This is a genomic window from Chryseobacterium elymi (genome assembly GCF_003385495.1).
Lineage (GTDB): Bacteria > Bacteroidota > Bacteroidia > Flavobacteriales > Weeksellaceae > Chryseobacterium > Chryseobacterium elymi.
This window is the reverse complement of sequence record NZ_QNUH01000001.1, coordinates 17,462-35,730: the sequence shown is the minus strand read 5'-3', so window position 1 is coordinate 35,730 and position 18,269 is coordinate 17,462. Positions and strand designations below refer to the sequence as shown.

16 protein-coding genes are annotated in these 18,269 nt (G+C 39.1%); 14 read left to right on the top strand and 2 right to left on the bottom strand.

What is annotated here, in order from left to right; all coding sequences use genetic code 11:
- Positions 1 to 6: 6 nt before the first annotated feature.
- On the bottom strand, positions 7 to 483 hold the full coding sequence (locus DRF60_RS00185; protein WP_116010118.1) for a hypothetical protein: 477 nt from the start codon (positions 481 to 483) through the stop codon (positions 7 to 9).
- Positions 484 to 489: 6 nt separating this feature from the next.
- On the bottom strand, positions 490 to 1,560 hold the full coding sequence (locus DRF60_RS00180) for a hypothetical protein (protein WP_116010117.1): 1,071 nt from the start codon (positions 1,558 to 1,560) through the stop codon (positions 490 to 492).
- Between the two features lie 506 nt (positions 1,561 to 2,066).
- Here DRF60_RS00180 and DRF60_RS00175 point away from each other — a divergent pair.
- The 14 genes from DRF60_RS00175 to DRF60_RS00110 all read left to right on the top strand — a co-directional run bounded on the left by DRF60_RS00175 (position 2,067) and on the right by DRF60_RS00110 (position 18,221).
- Positions 2,067 to 2,390 carry a DUF6660 family protein gene (locus tag DRF60_RS00175; RefSeq protein ID WP_116010116.1) on the top strand — a complete coding sequence of 108 codons (324 nt, stop codon included), beginning with the start codon at positions 2,067 to 2,069 and terminating at the stop codon, positions 2,388 to 2,390.
- Positions 2,391 to 2,525: 135 nt separating this feature from the next.
- Positions 2,526 to 6,887 (top strand): CusA/CzcA family heavy metal efflux RND transporter, encoded by a 4,362-nt coding sequence (locus DRF60_RS00170; RefSeq protein WP_116010115.1) that lies wholly within the window; start codon positions 2,526 to 2,528, stop codon positions 6,885 to 6,887.
- Between the two features lies 1 nt (position 6,888).
- On the top strand, positions 6,889 to 8,151 hold the full coding sequence (locus DRF60_RS00165) for an efflux RND transporter periplasmic adaptor subunit (RefSeq protein ID WP_116010114.1): 1,263 nt from the start codon (positions 6,889 to 6,891) through the stop codon (positions 8,149 to 8,151).
- 128 nt (positions 8,152 to 8,279) lie between these two features.
- Positions 8,280 to 9,161 carry a bestrophin family protein gene (locus DRF60_RS00160; RefSeq protein WP_116010113.1) on the top strand — a complete coding sequence of 294 codons (882 nt, stop codon included), beginning with the start codon at positions 8,280 to 8,282 and terminating at the stop codon, positions 9,159 to 9,161.
- A 21-nt stretch (positions 9,162 to 9,182) separates the two neighbouring features.
- Positions 9,183 to 9,602 (top strand): Fur family transcriptional regulator, encoded by a 420-nt coding sequence (locus DRF60_RS00155; RefSeq protein ID WP_116010112.1) that lies wholly within the window; start codon positions 9,183 to 9,185, stop codon positions 9,600 to 9,602.
- 44 nt (positions 9,603 to 9,646) lie between these two features.
- The gene (locus tag DRF60_RS00150) at positions 9,647 to 11,611 is read left to right on the top strand and encodes a heavy metal translocating P-type ATPase (RefSeq protein ID WP_116010111.1); all 1,965 of its coding nucleotides are present in this window, start codon (positions 9,647 to 9,649) and stop codon (positions 11,609 to 11,611) included.
- 459 nt (positions 11,612 to 12,070) lie between these two features.
- Positions 12,071 to 12,433, top strand: a complete 363-nt coding sequence (locus tag DRF60_RS00145) for a hypothetical protein (RefSeq protein WP_116010110.1) — start codon at positions 12,071 to 12,073, stop codon at positions 12,431 to 12,433.
- Between the two features lie 151 nt (positions 12,434 to 12,584).
- Positions 12,585 to 12,860 carry a YHS domain-containing protein gene (locus DRF60_RS00140; protein ID WP_116010109.1) on the top strand — a complete coding sequence of 92 codons (276 nt, stop codon included), beginning with the start codon at positions 12,585 to 12,587 and terminating at the stop codon, positions 12,858 to 12,860.
- On the top strand, positions 12,847 to 13,530 hold the full coding sequence (locus DRF60_RS00135) for an SCO family protein (protein ID WP_111956986.1): 684 nt from the start codon (positions 12,847 to 12,849) through the stop codon (positions 13,528 to 13,530). Before DRF60_RS00140 ends, DRF60_RS00135 begins: the two co-directional genes overlap by 14 nt.
- 310 nt (positions 13,531 to 13,840) lie before the next feature.
- Complete coding sequence (locus tag DRF60_RS00130) at positions 13,841 to 14,515, top strand: superoxide dismutase (RefSeq protein WP_116010108.1); 675 nt, start codon at positions 13,841 to 13,843, stop codon at positions 14,513 to 14,515.
- Between the two features lie 3 nt (positions 14,516 to 14,518).
- Positions 14,519 to 14,887, top strand: coding sequence for a hypothetical protein (locus tag DRF60_RS00125; protein WP_116010107.1), 369 nt, complete (start codon positions 14,519 to 14,521; stop codon positions 14,885 to 14,887).
- Positions 14,888 to 15,398: 511 nt separating this feature from the next.
- A complete protein-coding gene (locus DRF60_RS00120) occupies positions 15,399 to 16,229 on the top strand; it encodes an MbnP family protein (RefSeq protein ID WP_116010106.1) in 831 nt (276 codons plus the stop codon).
- Entirely contained in the window at positions 16,222 to 17,268 is a 1,047-nt protein-coding gene (locus tag DRF60_RS00115) for a cytochrome-c peroxidase (protein WP_116010105.1), read from the top strand. The genes DRF60_RS00120 and DRF60_RS00115 overlap by 8 nt, the downstream gene beginning before the upstream one ends.
- Complete coding sequence (locus DRF60_RS00110) at positions 17,265 to 18,221, top strand: transporter (protein ID WP_238639937.1); 957 nt, start codon at positions 17,265 to 17,267, stop codon at positions 18,219 to 18,221. Before DRF60_RS00115 ends, DRF60_RS00110 begins: the two co-directional genes overlap by 4 nt.
- Positions 18,222 to 18,269 lie beyond the last annotated feature (48 nt).

Genomic DNA, 18,269 nt, shown 5'->3' with positions numbered 1-18,269 from the left:
GTATTTTTATCTTTTAGTAACGTTTCTACCGAAGACTCTTCCGTCTTTCAGTGTGAAGCGTAGAATATAGATTCCCCAGTCATATCCTGTCATATTGATCTTCAGCTGACGGTTCAATGCAGGAATATTCTGCTGTTGGAATTTCCAGTGTACCGTACTGTGCTGATACAGCGAAACGGATTCTATAAGATCGTCTGCTTCTTCAGTCCAGTCTATGGTAAGAACGTCATTAACGGGTACAGGATATAGTCTTATCTGTTTCAGGAAAGTTTTTTCATCCATGGCAGGAGCTTCTTGCTGTTGCAGGGGAGTTACTGTTTTAGTTTCCTGTTTTGCTGTTTCAGCGGGAGCTGTTTTTCCTGCAACATTAGGGCCTCTGTATCTTTGGTTGCCAGCTTCGTCATATTTGAAATAGACTTCAGTTTGTGAGAATCCTAAAAATCCTATCATTAGGGAGGAGAAAGAAAGTATTTTTTTTTTCATGAGTGTTTATTTTTTTTCAGAAAGAAGTTTTTCCAATTGCTTTTCAAATTTTTCCAGCTTTTCAGATTGTATCTTTAAGGATTTGTTTTCTTCCTTCAGCAAACTAATTTGTTCTGATTGAGATTTTATTTGCTTACTTTGCTCGATTGAGTATAGGGTAAGTTCTTCTATTTTTTGCAGTAATTTAATTTGAAACTCACTTACATTTACTCCTTCTTTTTCCATTACTTTTGCTGAAGCAATTTCAGGAAGGTGTTTTTTTTCTTTGATATGCTTTTCTACATCTTCTAATTTTGGAAGATTATAATTCTCATCAAAAACAAAGTCAGCTGTAGGTGTAAGAGTTACTTTTACTTCTTTAGCTTCAAATTTACCTTGCAATGATGCATTGCCGTTGGAATGTAAAGTCAGAGTCTGTTGCTTGAGCCCTCCACCGGATACTAGATTAAAATTAATTTCATTATCTAACAATCGAATATATGAACCTCCTTTTGAAGGGTTTATTCTTTCCATACTGACCCCATTCAAACGATTCTTTATATTATTTCCAATACCTACTCCGGAATAGGTTAATCCTGGTTCAGAAGCCCAAATCATTAAATCAGCAGGAGCATTACCATCATTGTCTGCATGCAATAAGATTGTAGAAGTGTAATGCTTCCCATAAATAGAAAGTTTCTCTTGGGGTGAACTTGTATTTATACCTATATTACCATCGTCTGCTAAGAATAAAGGCACATCACAAATTCCTCCTGCACAACTGTTAACGGCATCATATCTCATGAATCCCAACCCTTTTGCCCAGGTATTACCTTTCCATATACTCCATTCCTTTACCTGGCCGGATTGTGTATATGAATCATCAATAAATCTCAGTCCGGTTGGGATATAGTTCCCACTACCTCTAATGATAGGAATACTGCTGTTTGCATTAATATCAAGACTCGCTTCAGGAGCATTGGTTCCAATGCCAATATAGTTAGTTGAGGAGGTTTGCAATGTGCCGGCTGGAGTGTATAACTGGGCAAAAGTAAAGGACGATGCCAATAGGGCTAATGATAATAATTTAACTTTCATCTGTTTTTGAATATTAAAGTTGTTTTTTTCAATTAAATAAATTTAGCTATTTTCCTCATTACTAAACTTTCTTTATAATATTTTCCACCGAATTTGGCAGTGAGATGATTAAAAGAATTTTAGCTCGGTATTGTGGATTTAATGAAACGTCAATAACTAGTGACTGAAGGGTGTGTTTTTTAGTAATGAGGTTATGTTTTTTCAGCAAAAATAAAGAATATTTAAATCAAAAACTGACAATAATGATGCAAATCATTAAAATGGGAATTATATGATGATGAATTTTAAAAAAAACATAATATTTTTAGTTAAAATTCCTTTTAAATCAAAAAAATATTAAGTATGAAAGGCAAATGAAATACTGGATTTTGAATTTGTAGATGATTGTTTATCAGTGTTAATTTTTTTGAAAAATTAATGCTCCTTAAAAAGTAATTAGATGCCAAAAATATATTAAATCCTCGCACAACCTTCCCATTTTAGAAAAAAACTTTACCTTTGTCCATATGAACCTGTTAAGATGGATACTTGCATTCTATTTCATGGCATTATCACTGATGCCTTGCGAAGATGTGCACCGTCCTGCAGGGCCTTCAGAAATCAAACTATCATTCAGTATTCAGGAATCCCATTCAAAAGATAAAGGAGATATCTGCTCACCAATGTGTACATGCAGCTGCTGTCAAATGACGGTTTCTTCTTTCAAAATGGATCCTTTGTTTGAAGTTCAGAGCCTTGTTCAGGCTTACTTTTCAAAGAAAATTCTTTTTCAGAAAAACAATTTCGCTTACCAGATGTACGACCATATCTGGCAGCCTCCTAAGATTTAATTTTTATTGATGAGTAGAAAGTTAGACTTTCTATCTATTGAACTTTGTAATACCATTGCAGAGGTCTTCGTGATATTTTTGCAACGGCATTATTGCCGTATGCACCTATTACCAATAAAAAATTAAATACAGATCGTGTTAGATAAAATCATAAAATTCAGTATCAAAAACAAGGTGGTAGTGGGTATCATGACCCTGCTTCTCATTATCTGGGGAGTATGGAGTGCTACAAGACTACCCATAGATGCGGTTCCTGACATTACCAATAATCAGGTGCAGATCATCACAGTATGTCCTACACTCGCAGGACAGGAAGTTGAGCAGCTGGTTACCTTTCCCATAGAGCAGAGTATTGCCAATGTTCCTGATATTCAGGAAACCAGAAGTATCTCAAGGTTTGGGCTTTCTGTAATTACCGTAGTGTTCAAAGAAAATGTAGACGTTTATTTTGCCAGGCAGCTTATCAATGAACAGCTGAAGCTGGCCGTTGAAGAAATCCCCAAGGGAGTAGGGACTCCCGAGCTTGCGCCTGTAAGTACCGGTCTGGGAGAGGTTTACCAGTATATTCTCCATCCTAAAAAAGGAAGCGAAAAGAAATACTCAGCCAAAGAGCTCCGAACCATGCAGGACTGGATTGTCCGCAGACAGCTGAACGGAACGCCGGGCGTTGCGGAAATCAACAGTTTCGGAGGAGAATTGAAACAATATGAAGTCGGTGTGAATCCAGACCGCCTTAAAGCAATGGGCGTAAGTATTTCCGACATTTTTACAGCCCTGGAAAAAAACAACCAGAATACCGGTGGAGCTTATATAGACAAAAAACCGAATGCCTATTTTATCCGGGGAATCGGTTTTGTAACCTCATTGGAGGACATTAAAAATATCTCCGTAAAAAATGAAACTGGAAGCGTTCCGATTTTTATAAAAGATGTTGCAGAGGTGTGTTTCGGAAGCGCTGTGCGTTACGGAGCATTGACCTACAACGGAAAAGTAGATGCGGTAGGCGGTGTTGTCATGATGCTGAAAGGAGCCAACAGTAACGACGTGGTTAGCCGTATTAAAGCTAAAATCCCAACCATTCAGAAATCGCTTCCCGATGATGTGGTGATAGAACCATTCTTAGACAGAACAGACCTCGTTGGAAGAGCGATCAATACCGTAAAAAAAAATCTTATTGAAGGTGCTCTTATTGTTATTTTCGTCCTGGTGGTTTTCCTTGGAAATCTTAGGGCAGGACTTATTGTGGCTTCAGCTATTCCATTATCGCTCCTTTTTGCTTTGGGAATGATGAATGTTTTTGGAGTCAGTGCCAATTTAATGAGTCTTGGTGCTATAGATTTCGGATTGATTGTGGATGGCGCCGTGATCATTGTTGAAGCCACTTTGCATCATTTAGGCGTAAGAAAATCTGTACGGAATCTTACTCAGAACGAAATGGACGAAGAAGTTTTTCTTTCGGCATCAAAGATCAGAAGCAGTGCCGCTTTCGGAGAAATTATTATCCTTATCGTTTACATTCCAATCCTTACACTGGCCGGAGTCGAAGGAAAAATGTTTACTCCGATGGCTAAAACAGTAGGATTTGCCATTTTAGGAGCGTTGATCCTTTCACTGACCTATATTCCGATGATGAGTGCCCTGTTCTTGTCCAAAAAGATTTCCCATAAAGAAACCTTTTCAGATAAGATGATGAACTTCCTGCAGAAGATCTATCAGCCGATGCTGCAGAAAGCTGTTAAAGTAAAATACATCATTGTTTCGGTCACGATTTTCATCTTCGTCATCAGTGCCTTTATTTTCAAAAATATGGGTGGCGAATTTATTCCGCAGCTGCAGGAAGGGGATTATGCATTCCACTGTATCCTGCCGCAGGGAAGTTCACTCAGCCAGAGTATCGAAACCTCCATGCAGGCTTCAAGGCTTATCAAACAGTTTGATGAGGTGAAAATGGTTGTTGGAAAAACCGGTTCCGCTGAGGTTCCTACCGACCCGATGCCTCCCGAAGCTACCGACCTGATTGTCGTTTTAAAACCACAAAGCGAATGGAAATCAAAAAAATCATATACAGAACTCGCTGATGAGATCAGTGAAAAATTAGAAACCATTCCCGGGGTGTTTTTTGAAAAGAATCAGCCGATTCAGATGCGTTTCAATGAATTGATGACGGGGATCAGACAGGACGTTGCCGTTAAAATTTTCGGTGAAAACCTGGATTCGCTGTCTATTTATGCAGATAAAGTAGGAAAGATCATCCAGACTGTTGATGGAGCCACTCCTCCCCAGATTGAAAGAATAAGTGGACTTCCCCAAATTAACGTAGAATACGACAGAACAAGAATGGCCAATTATGGTTTAAATATAGAAGATGTAAACAATGCCGTAAGTACAGCCTTTGCCGGAAAAGCAGCCGGTCAGGTCTTTGAAAACGAAAGGCGTTTTGATCTTGTAGTCCGTCTCGACAGTCTTCACAGAACGAATATTGATGATGTGAATAACTTAATGATCGCAACAGGTACAGGAGCACAGATTCCTCTTTCTCAGGTCGCCAATATCAGCTATAAACTGGGGCCTGCACAGATCAGCCGTGAAGAAGGAAAAAGAAGAATCGTCATCGGTTTCAATGTAAAAGACCGCGATGTACAAAGTGTGGTGAAAGATATTCAGGCCAAACTGGATCAACAGATCAAGTTACCTTCCGGATATTATTTTACCTATGGCGGACAGTTTGAAAATTTACAGGAAGCCAGCAAGCGTCTGATGATTGCTGTTCCGGTTTCTCTCTTTCTGATTTTTATGCTGCTTTATTTTACCTTCCACTCGTTTAAGCAGGCCGCATTGATCTTTACAGCCATTCCGATGAGTGCCATCGGAGGCGTATTTGCGCTTCTTTTGAGAGATATGCCGTTCAGTATCAGCGCCGGAATCGGGTTTATTGCTCTTTTCGGAGTCGCAGTTCTTAACGGAATCGTTTTGATCGGAACTTTTAACCAACTGGAAAAAGAGGGCGAGACGGATGTATTGAAAAGAGTATATGAAGGAACAAAAACCAGATTGAGACCCGTTCTGATGACGGCAACGGTAGCCTCATTAGGATTCCTGCCAATGGCGATTTCTACGGGAGCGGGAGCTGAGGTACAGAAACCATTGGCAACCGTAGTCATCGGAGGGTTAGTAACTGCAACATTCCTTACCTTATTTGTCCTGCCAATGCTCTATATTATTTTTAATTCAAAGATTCCACGAAAGATGAATAGAATTAAGCCAGTCACAACAGTTATCGTTCTTGGATTTCTGATGTTCGGACAGACCTTCAATGCGCAGACCAGACAGATTTCCGTAGATCAGGCAGTAGAAATGGCTGCCGAAAATAATTTGGTTTTAAAATCAAAAGATCTCAGTATAAAATCTGCCGAAGTTTTGAAAGGAACGGCAAAAGAACTTCCCAAATTAAATTTTGAAGCCCAGCTTGGACAATACAACAGCCCGAAATTTGACCAGTCATTTGCCATTTCACAAAGCATTCCTTTTCCCACGCTGTTCAAAGCAAGAAGAGAATTGATCACCGAAAATATCAGAAGCAGACAGATCGATAAAGAAGTTTCAGCGAACGAGCTGACCAAACAGGTAAGGAGCTATTATTATCAGATCGAATATCTTCAGTACAATAAATTTAAATTGAAAGATCTTGACAGTCTTTATCAGGATTTTATCAGGATTGCAACCGTAAGATTTAAAGCGGGAGATATCAAGAAGATTGAAATTAACACAGCAGAAACCCAAAAGGGTGAAATCAGTCTGCTGCTGAAACAGAATGAAGTGTATTTAAACAATGCCTATAAAAATCTAAAGACCTTATTAAATACTTCCGAAGATGTTGAAGTTCCCTTTAAAAGCGATTACGAACCTTTGAGAACAGAAAATATCCTCGACAGTTCTTCTGTAGCTAATAATCCTACGGTCAAAGCTTTCTATCACGAAATGGAGATCGCTGAAAAGAATAAAAACGTGGAAAAATCACAGGGACTTCCAGAATTCAGTCTTGGTTTGACAAGTCAGTCGCTAATCGGTTTCCATACCAAAAACGGGCAGGAAAAATTCTATAATGCGGGCGATCGTTTCAATTCTTTCTCTGTAGGCGTTGCCATTCCGTTGACGTTTGGAGCAACAAAAGCAAGAATGCAGTCTCTGGAATATGAAAAGCTGGCCGCTGAAACCAATGCAAAGGTGAAACAGAATCAGCTTTCTACACAGCTTGAAAATGCTTTTGCACAATATCAGCAGGATATACAGCAGTATGAATATTATGTAAGTCAGGCTATTCCGAATGCAGAAAAAATTGTCAAAGCAGCTCAGTTAGGCTACAAAACAGGGGAAATCTCTTATGTAGAATATCTTTTTGCCCTGCAGACCGCCACCAATATTCAGTTGAAATATTTAGAATCCATTCAGCAGGTCAACCAATCTGTAGTTACCATTAATTCAATCATCAATAAGTAACATGAAAATAAAGCACAATATCATATCTCTTACTGTCACAGCACTTTTACTTTCAAGCTGCGGAAAAAAAGAAACGCAGATTGAAAAAAACGAAGAAAAGACTGAAAAAACTGAAGGCGGTCATAAAGAAGCACCCCAGACTATCGCATCATTAACCGAAGACCAGATCAAATCCGTCGGGATATCTTTAGGTCCCATAGAAATGAAGGAACTTACTTCCACCATCAAAGCAAACGGTCTTCTGAGAGTTCCTAATAATAATAAAGCAACAATCACCTCTCTGTACGGCGGAGTGATCAAAACCCTGAATGTACAGGTAGGAAGTATCGTAAAAAAAGGACAGGTGATCGCAACCATTGCAAATCCTGAATTTATCCGGCTACAGGAAGAATATCTGACGACGAACAGCAGAATTACCTATGCAGAACAGGAATACAGAAGACAACGTGAGCTTTTTGACAATGATGCAGGTGCCAAGAAAAACCTGCAGAGTTCAGATGCAGAACTTAAAACCCTGAGAACGAAAAAAGCTTCCCTGCTGAGACAGCTTCAGATGATGGGAATAAGTCCGGGAAAAGTAAATAATAGCAATATGAGATCAGGGTTGGTGATTACAGCACCCATTAGCGGAACCGTAAGCAGTATTTCAGCACAGATCGGAAGCTATGTAGATGTTTCATCACCTGTGGCGGAAATCATTGACAACAATTCTATCCACCTTGACCTCCAGGTTTTTGAAAAAGATCTTCCAAAAATGAGAGTAGGGCAGATCGTGCATTTTAAGCTGACCAATAATCCTGAAACAGAATATGATGCCATGGTGTACAGTGTAGGATCTTCTTTTGAAAACGAAAGCAAAACGGTCTCAGTACATGGCACAGTGACCGGAAATAAAGCTGGTCTGATCGACGGCATGAATATCACCGGCATCGTCAGTCTTGATAAAAATACAACGCCCGCCGTCCCTAATGAAGCCATTGTAGAAGCAGACGGAAAATACTATGTCTTCATCCGCACAGATAAAAAACCGGAGGAGCATGAAGAGGAAGAAGGTGGAGACGATCACAAAAATGAAAAAGGAGAACCTGTCCAACATCAAAAAACCTTAAATTTTGAAAAGTTAGAAGTGATAAAAGGAACGTCAGACATGGGCTATACAGCCATTACGCCTGTTAAAGGAATTCCTGCTGATGCCAGAATTGTAGTAAAAGGAGCTTTTTTCATTAATGCTAAACTTTCCAATTCCGGCGGGCATGAGCATTAAAATAAGGAAATGCTCATCGATTTATAGAAACCGGCCTGAAGAACTACCGATTTTTATGCCTAAATTAGAGGTGTTTACGGTACATTTTCAGGGTAAGAATAAGAAACATTCTAATACATCATTCAGTTATGCTGTTAAACAAAAAAATATCCATCTGGTATTTCATCCGTGAAATAAAAACCCAGATTCTGTATATGGGAATATTTGCTGTGTCCATAGGATTATTAGACCTTCTCCCGTGGTTCCGGAAAATTTCACTTCCCCTTAATATTCCGGCTCTTTTGGGAACGGCTGTTTCATTGCTGCTGGCATTCCGGACTTCCCAATCCTATGAAAGATGGTGGGAAGCCAGAACAGTCTGGGGAGCGATAGTGAATGATTCGAGAACGCTGATGAGGTTGGTGATCCAGTTTTTCCCGGCAGGAGAAGATAAAATCATAAAGGAATTTGCAGAAAGGCAGATCATCTGGACGTATGCTCTTGGTGAATCTCTGAGAAGACAGCCTTTTTCAGACAGGGTTCAGAATTATCTGGATGACCATCAGATCAAAGCGGCGAATATTCCGAATGCCCTTCTGGATGGACATTCCCAACAGCTCAGAGAAATTGCTTCTTCAAAAGTTCTAACGGATTTTCAGCAGATGCAGCTGAATGACATTATCACCAGGCTCTGCGACAGTATGGGGAAATGTGAAAGGCTTAAAAATACAGTTTTTCCAAGGTCGTACAGTATTTTGCTGCATACCTTAATCTATGTTTTTGCTGCCATTCTTCCTTTTGGACTGGATGATGAACAGTTGGCTGTTGAAATTATCATTACGTTCCTTATTCCGGTCATGTTTCTTGCAATAGAAAAAACATCAATCATCATGCAGGATCCTTTTGAAAACGGACCTGTGGATACGCCTGTGACCGCATTGGCACTGACCATAGAAATTAATATTAAACAGATGGCAGGAGATCAGAACGTTCCTGTCAAAAAAGATAATTCTTTGTATTACGAAATGTGATCCATTAAAATAATCGTACAAATGAAAAAAGATATAGAAACCAAACTCATCGATAAAAATACCAAGCCTACCAGCATGCGAATTCTGGTGTATGATTTTTTGAGTACGCAGGAAGCGGCACTCTCCCTTTCGGAAGTGGAAAATCATTTTGATCATGCGGACAGGACCACCATTTACCGGACGCTGAAAACGTTTGAAGAAAAAGGAATTGTCCACAGCATACAGGAAAATACCACTACAAAATATAAATTATGTGATGACGGCTGCGATGAGAAAACCCACAAAGACTGGCATCTGCATTTTTATTGCAAAATATGCAAGCAGACCACCTGCAGAGAAGATATTTCCTTCCCTGAAAATGTTCAGGCCAATTTCAGAATCGATGAAATAAGACTTTTTGCCAAAGGAATCTGCGAAAACTGTCTTGAAAGTTTGCAATAGTATTGCATGGAGTATAACCCTAATTTTACATCAAAATAGTATTTATGGAAGAATGTTGCAGTACAAAACCCAAAAAGAAAGAACAGCATACACACGATCATTCCGAAGGAGACGGGCATGATCACTCTCACGATACAGGAGACAAAACACCTTTTCAGATGTTTCTTCCTGCCATCATCTCTTTCCTGTTGCTGCTGATAGGAATAGCATTAGACAATTATGTAAAAACAGAATGGTTCACGGGCTGGGTACGTTTGGTCTGGTATCTGGCGGCCTATGCTCCCGTAGGTATTCCGGTCTTAAAGGAAGCCTATGAAAGCATCATCAAGGGAGATGTATTCTCCGAATTTTTCCTGATGGGAATCGCTACAGTAGGTGCATTTGTGATCGGGGAATATCCCGAAGGTGTGGCTGTAATGCTTTTCTATTCCGTAGGAGAAGTATTCCAGGGAATGGCCGTTTCAAGAGCCAAAGGAAATATCAAGGCCTTATTGGATCAGCGACCTGATGAGGTGACGATCATTGAAGCCAGTCAACCAAAGACCATTAAAGCCAAAGAAACCAAAATAGGAGATATCATCCAGTTGAAGCCCGGTGAAAAACTGGCCCTTGACGGTGAGCTGATGACCGAATCAGCTTCATTCAATACCGCAGCGCTCACAGGTGAGAGTAAACCGGACACTAAAACAAAAGGGGAAGCCGTACTGGCCGGGATGATCAATATGAACAGCATTGCTCTCGTAAAAGTCAATACCGCTTACGAAGACAGCAAGCTGAGTAAAATTCTGGAAATGGTTCAAAACGCTACTGCGCAGAAAGCACCGACCGAATTGTTCATCAGAAAATTCGCAAAAGTATACACACCGATTGTCGTATTTCTGGCCATAGGAATCTGTCTTCTGCCGTATTTCTTTGTTGATGATTATCAGTTCAGAGACTGGTTATACAGAGCCTTGATCTTTCTGGTGATCTCATGTCCTTGTGCATTGGTGATCTCCATTCCTTTAGGATATTTCGGGGGAATTGGAGCAGCAAGCAGAAACGGGATCTTATTTAAAGGAAGTAATTTCCTAGACAGTATCGCAGAAATCCAGAATGTGGTGATGGATAAAACCGGAACCATGACGGAAGGCGTATTCAAAGTACAGGAAGTAAGTATTCAGTCCGAATTCAATAAAGAAGAGATCCTGAAACTGGTCAATGCCCTGGAAAGCAAAAGTACACACCCTGTAGCCACAGCAATCCATAACTATGCAGGAGAGATTGACCATTCTCTTCCCCTGGAAAATGTGGAAGAAATTGCAGGACATGGCTTAAAAGCTTCAGTCAATGGAAAAGAATTATTGGTTGGTAATTTTAAGCTGATGGATAAATTCAATATCACCTATGATACCAATCATGCCAATATTGTCTACACACTTATTGCCATAGCTTATGATAAAAAGTTTGCGGGCTACATCACCATTGCAGACAGTATAAAAAGCGATGCGAAAGAAACTGTTGACAACCTGCATAGAATGGGCGTAAAAGCCACTATGCTGAGCGGCGATAAAAGTACTGTTGTTAAATATGTGGCAGACCAACTGGGTATTGACAGTGCTTTTGGAGATCTCTTACCGGAAGACAAAGTCAATAAAGTAAAAGAAATCAAAGCAAAAAATCAAACTGTAGCCTTTGTTGGCGATGGCGTAAATGATGCTCCGGTAGTAGCACTCAGTGACGTAGGAATAGCTATGGGCGGACTCGGAAGTGATGCCACGATTGAAACCGCAGATGTCGTTATCCAGGACGATAAACCGAGCAAAATCCCAATGGCGATCAATATAGGTAAACAGACCAAAAAAATCGTTTGGCAGAATATTGTTTTAGCCTTTGCGGTAAAAGCTGTAGTCCTAGCCCTGGGAGCCGGAGGTCTGGCAACGATGTGGGAAGCTGTATTTGCAGATGTAGGAGTAGCGATGCTGGCTATTTTAAATGCAGTTAGGATTCAGAGGATGAAGTTTAGTTAGGTAGCAGATGTTAGGCTATAGGTTGTAGTTAGCAGGTGTAAAATAATAGGTTTTAGGCTGTAAGATAAAACGGAAAATTATTAGCATTTCAAAATTTTATCGGAGATAAAATCCTAGCGCCTTAAAACAACCTTTTTGTAATCTCTTTCGCGCCTTTGCGATTAAAAACCCTACATCTTTCATTAAAAAAATAAGAAACACCCAAACCTTATAGGTTTCTAAAACCTATAAGGTTTTTTATTACAGCAAAAAATCTGCAAAATCCCCATAATCTACGAGAGGAAAGCTAGCGCAATTGTAAGAAGCTTTATTTTCCCTAATCCCTAATCCCTAATCCCTAATCCCTAATCCCTAATCCCTAATCCCTAATCCCTAATCTAAAAAATAATCAATGACATTCATCATATACTAAGCTATAAAATCAATTTGAGTAGTATATTTGTACAATAGAACTGATCATTGAGACTTTTTATTTCCATATTCATCATTTTTACCATTGCATTACGCCCTGTTTTGCCATTGGTAAACTATGCCGTGAACTATGATTATATTGTAAAAAATCTCTGTGAGAACAGGAATATTCCTCAGTCAACGTGTAAAGGGAAGTGTTACGTAAGCAAAGAACTGGCGAAAACTGAAAAACAGTCCAACAATTCCCAGGTCATCAAAATATCCGTTCTGGATGTTTTTGTTTTCCACGATATCCTTTCATTTTTAGGACAGAAAGGATCTGATGCTGAAAATGATACTATACATTCAGATTATAGTATTGAACATACTTCGGAATACTTTTCCAGAATATTCCATCCTCCTTTAGCTTAATTTCAACTATTCTTTTAGTTTTTGCTCAAAGTGCCTTCGTTTTTTATGACCTGATTTTTTATAAACAATCTATGGTAAAAACGGTGTTTCTCTTTGTGTTAAAAATTAATTCATACATTCATAATACTATCAATTTCAATTTACCATTAAAATGAAATCAAAAATTATTTTGACTGCATTATTGTCAGTTTCATTATTCGCTTGTGCCCAGGAAACCCCTAAAGTAAAGCATAAAAAAAGCACTGCCTCTTCAAAATCGACAACTAAAAAAGTAAAATTTGCCAATGCGGAAGACCCTATCTGTCACATGAAAACGGAAGATGATATGAAAGATACGGCAGTCTATAAAAATAAAACGTACGGTTTTTGCAGCAGCTACTGTAAGGACGAGTTCAAAAAAAATCCTGAGAAATATGCCCAAAAATAATAAGACCAAAAACGGAGCAAAGAGAAAGGTGATTATTCCGATTGCTATTTTTGCTTTGCTGTTTCTGGGAATAGGTGTAGGAATGGGATATTTTAAGAAGAACCTGTATACCGTAATGAAGGTTCCCGATTTTGAACTCACCGACCAGAATAATAAAAAAATCACCAATAAAGACATGCTGGGAAAAGTATATCTGGTAGAGTTTTTCTTTAGCAGATGTCCTACGATTTGTCCTGTGATGAACCGGAATATGAGATTTATTGAAGATGAGGTAAACAGTCCTGAATTTGGGATTATTTCAATAAGTATAGATCCGGAAAATGATACACCTGCCGCATTGAAAGAACATGCTAAAAGTGTAGGCGCAAAATCTCCGGACTGGCATTTTCTTACCGGAAACAGAGATTATATCGGAAAACTGGCAGACCAGTTCAATATCTATGTGGGAGATAAGGAAGACGACAGCGAAAGCCTTAACCACAGCGGAATGATCGCCTTGGTGGATAAAGAAGGAAATATCCGTTGCAGATACAATAAAGATAATATGCCCATCCTGTATTATTCAGGATTGAATTATGAAGATCCTGAGGGAAAAACCCCTAAACTTAACGGGAAGTATCATCCAGATCGGGAAATATTGATCGAGGATATTAAGAAATTATTGAAATAGAGTAGGGAAAGGAAGATGGAAGAATGAAGATGGAAGTTTAATGATGAGGGTAATGATGAATGAGAGTCATCAATGTAGAGGATTAAAAGACTGAATGAATTGGTAATCATGAAGTAGGATAGTCTTAATGTAGAAAGTAATGACTGGGATAATGATTGGAGAAAGTCATGAATGCAGAGGGTTAAAAAGATGAGATGAAGAAGTATCAATGGAGTATACTCATCTTCAGACAGAAATGACTTCCCTTTTCCATCCTCCTGCTTTCCTTCTATAAGTATAAAAATATTGTTAAACCATAAAACAAAACGTTATGAAGATTTTGAAAATAGCAGCTTTAAGTGCCGTATTCGCCGCACAGTTTGCTTTTGCGCAGTTTAAGCAGACACCGCTTCCTTATGCATACAATGCACTGGAAGGTTCGGTAGACGCACAGACAATGGAAATTCACTATTCAAAGCATGCTGCAGGTTATGTTGCCAATCTGAATAAGGCAATTGCGGGAACACCTCAGGAGAAGCAAACCCTCTTCCAGATCCTTTCAGAAGTTTCCAAACTTACGCCGGCAGTAAGAAACAATGCAGGAGGACATTACAACCACGAGCTTTTCTGGACCGTTCTTACACCTGTAAAAGACACCAAGCCTTCTGAAAAGCTGGCTAAAGCGATCACGGAAACTTTCGGAAGCATGGATGCATTCAAAGAAAAGATCAGCAAAGCAGGTGCAGACCGTTTTGGTTCAGGATGGGCATGGCTTTCTGTAGATAAAAACGGAAAATTATTTGTGTCTTCTACAGCGAATCAGGATAACCCTTTGATGGACGTTGTGGAAGAAAAAGGAACTCCGATCTTGGGAATTGATGTTTGGGAACACGCTTATTACCTGAAATACCAGAACAAAAGAGCAGACTATCTTACTGCCATCTGGAATGTGCTGAACTGGAAAGAGGTAAGCAGAAGATATGATGAAGCCGTAAGCAAGAAATAAAAGATGAATTTAATTTGCAGCATATTCCTCACTCTTTATATGGCGTTCAGACCTCTGATCCCATTGGTGGAGTATGCTGTAAATTATGATTATATTTCCACCGTTCTCTGCATCAATAAAAGCAAGCCGGAGCTTCACTGTAACGGTAAATGCTACCTGAGCAAAGAACTCGCAAAAACTAATAATTCTGATTCTTCGCCTTTAAACAAAATCAAAAACTCAGGACAGAAAATTCTTGATATCTGTACGCTTCCTGAAATTACAGGAATAAAAAAAGCAGAAAGTTTTCTTTCTGTACACTCCAATTTTCTCTACGAAAACGCCTATTCTTTTCTGTTTCTCAAACACATATTCAAACCACCGGTTTTTTAAGTTCAATTTTAATCATTTACAAAAACCACAAAGAAAAGTTCATATAGTTTAAAAATCTTTGATTTTCAAAACTTAAGTGTTCTTTTATTCCGTTTTCCAATTCACTTTAAAAAACTTAAGTGTCAAAAGCTTTTGTGCCTTGGATGTGAGATTTTCATCACAAATTGCACAGATGTTTACGCATATTATTCGGGATAAAAATCTTTGATTTTTTTAAAACTTAAGTGATCTTCTTATTCAAAAGCATTTCAACTTCAAGTAACTAAAGTGTCAAAAGCTTTTGTGCCTTGGATGTGAGATTTTCATCACAAATTGCACAGATGTTTACGCATATTATTCGGGATAAAAATCTTTGATTTTTTTAAAACTTAAGTGATCTTCTTATTCAAAAGCATTTCAACTTCAAGTAACTAAAGTGTCAAAAAACTTTTGCGCCTTTTGTGGTTAAAAAAATGAATGCTCACCCATTCAAAAGCATTTCTATTTTAAAAATTCAACTTAAAAAATCAAAATGAAAACCTATAAATTTTTATCATTATTCTTTATTGCCTTTAGTTTATTCACTTTATCATCATGCCGGAACAGCGATGATGACGATCCACAGGATGATACTTCAACCGGAAACCTTCAGATAAAATTTGAAAACGGATTCAATAATCTGGGGAATATCGTACTGAACCAAACAGTACAAACCTCAGCAGCCGGGCAGAAACATAATTTCTCCGCTGTAAAATATGTCATCAGTAACATCACACTGATTGACGAAAACGGAAAAGAATTCAAATACAATGAAAACAATCCCGACAAAGGCGCTTTCATCATAGATCAGGCAGATGCTGTTGCAGGAGTTGTTTATCTCGATCTGAACGGAATTCCGAAAAACAATTACAAGAAAGTAAGATTTGGACTTGGGATCAGTCAGAAGGCTTATCTGTTGGGACAGGACGGCCAGGCAGAGTTCTGGACGAAAGCCAAGCAGAAAGGAATGTCCTGGTCGTGGGCAGCCGGTTATGTCTTTGTAAAACTGGAAGGGAAATACGGAACTGCCTCTGCAGATACGGAATTTATGAATCACACCGGAAACATGGGAAATGTAACGGCTAATAATACTCCGGATCTTTACCGGGAAATTACGTTGAATCTTCCGACAACCGCCAGAGTAACGGCTCAGATAAGACCTTCCATCCACATTCTTGCAGATCTTAATCAGTTTCTGAGCGGCAGCAAAACACTTTCCCTAAATACAGAAAATAATATGATGATGGGTTCAAGCCAGCATTTGGTGGATGTTACCAATAACCTTACCGCGATGTTTAAAGTAGATCATGTCCATAATGATTAGGATTTTATTAAAAACAATGCTGCTGGTCATTACTTTTCTGAGCTGTTGGTCCTGTTCAGATGAGGTCATCCAGCCGCTGGAAAAAGATGAAGCCTATTCCTTACAGTTTCCGTCGTACTTTCCGGAAATGACGTTTGAAGCATCCGGTAATCCGGTGACAAAAAACGGAGTAGAGTTGGGTAGAAAATTATTTTACGAAGGAAAGCTTTCAAGAAATAATACCATATCGTGTGGCTTTTGCCATATTCAGGAAAATGCTTTCACGCACCATGGCCATACGGTTAGTCATGGAGTAGACGACAGAATAGGAATCCGTAATGCGCCACCTATTCAAAACATGGCATTTCTCAAAAGATATATGTGGGATGGTGTGATCCATAATCTGAATGAACAGCCAATCATACCGATCACGGATGTCAATGAAATGGACAGTTCCATGCCTGAGGTGATTTCTAAATTAAAGGATGATCAGAAATATAAAAAACTCTTCATGGCAGCTTATGGTGACGAAAATATGACGGGTGAAAGAATATTGAAAGCGTTATCGCAGTTTATGGCAAGTATGATCTCTGCAGACTCGAAATACGACAAAGTAAAACAGGGAAAAGAAACTTTTACCCCAGAGGAATCCCAGGGATTTGCTCTTTTTAAGCAGAAATGTACCAGCTGTCACAGTGGAGAATTATTTACGGACGAAAGCTTTAGAAATACAGGAATGTATTACAATGCCCAGTTCAAAGATGCCGGGCGTTATCGGGTAACCCTTGATCAGGTGGATTGGATGAAATTCCGTGTACCTAGTCTTAGAAATGTAGAATATACCGCACCGTATATGCATGACGGAAGATTTTACACGTTGGAAGCCGTTCTTAATTTCTATTCAGATAACGTAGAAGACAATCCCAATCTGGATCCGCGGCTGAAACAGAACGGCCATATCGGAATTGCGATGAATACGCAGGAAAAGCAGTTTGTCATCGCCTTTTTGAAAACCTTATCCGATAAAAACTTTATTTCTAATCCAAAATTTGCAGAATGAGCAGAATGAACATAAAAAAAATAATTTTTATACTGGGCCTGACACTATCATGGGGCTGTCAGGCTAAAACCATCAACGACAGTCTGTTTATCACAGATCATATAGATAAACTTGTATTTGATGACTGTGATGCGTGTGGCTGTGCAGCAGGAAATGGTTCCTCCGGTTTTGAATCTTTGCTGAACCCGCAGTTTATCGGGATCAAATATTTTGCCCAGCATTATAAAGCCAAAGAAAACCTTTTTGTAAAAGATCTTACACAGGATCAGTATTTCAATACCCTGCAGGTTTGGGGAAAAATTCCACTGACAGAAAAGCTGAGTGTATACGCCAGCCTGCCATTTCATTTTCATGAGAAGAGAACAATGCAGGGCGATATCAATATCAATGGAATCGGAGATCTGAACCTGATGGGAATTTACCGGATCCTTAGCTCCAAAGATAATTTTCATCAGCTGAATGGTGGTTTGGGAGTAAAAATTCCTTTGGGAAAATTTGATGAAAAAGGAGCTTCAGGAGTCAATCCAAGTTTTCAGCTGGGAACGGGAAGCTGGGATTATCAGGCCGCTTTGAACTATAAGTTTCAAAAGAATAAACTGGCTGTGCTGGTCAATACCGATTACACCGTAAAAACCGAAAACAAAAAGAATTACCGTTTCGGAAACCAGTGGAATTATGCCGCAACAGGTTTTTATCAGCTTGCAGGAAATGAAAAGACCATTTTCTCTGCCAAAGCCGGACTTCAGGGCGAGGTCTATGATAAAAACAAACAGTTTGACGAGGTATTGCCCAAAACAGCAGGAAGTGCCTTATACGGAAAGCTCGGTTTTGAAGCTTCCTATAAAAAATTCAGTCTGGGTGGAGAAGTCATGCTGCCTGTTTATTCCAATCTGGCAAGCAGGGACATTGAAGCAAAATCCAGGTTCAGTGTTTTTATCAATTTTGGAATTTAATATAATGGCCTAAAGCCATCAGGTACAAATTATTCAATCTTTAGTCTC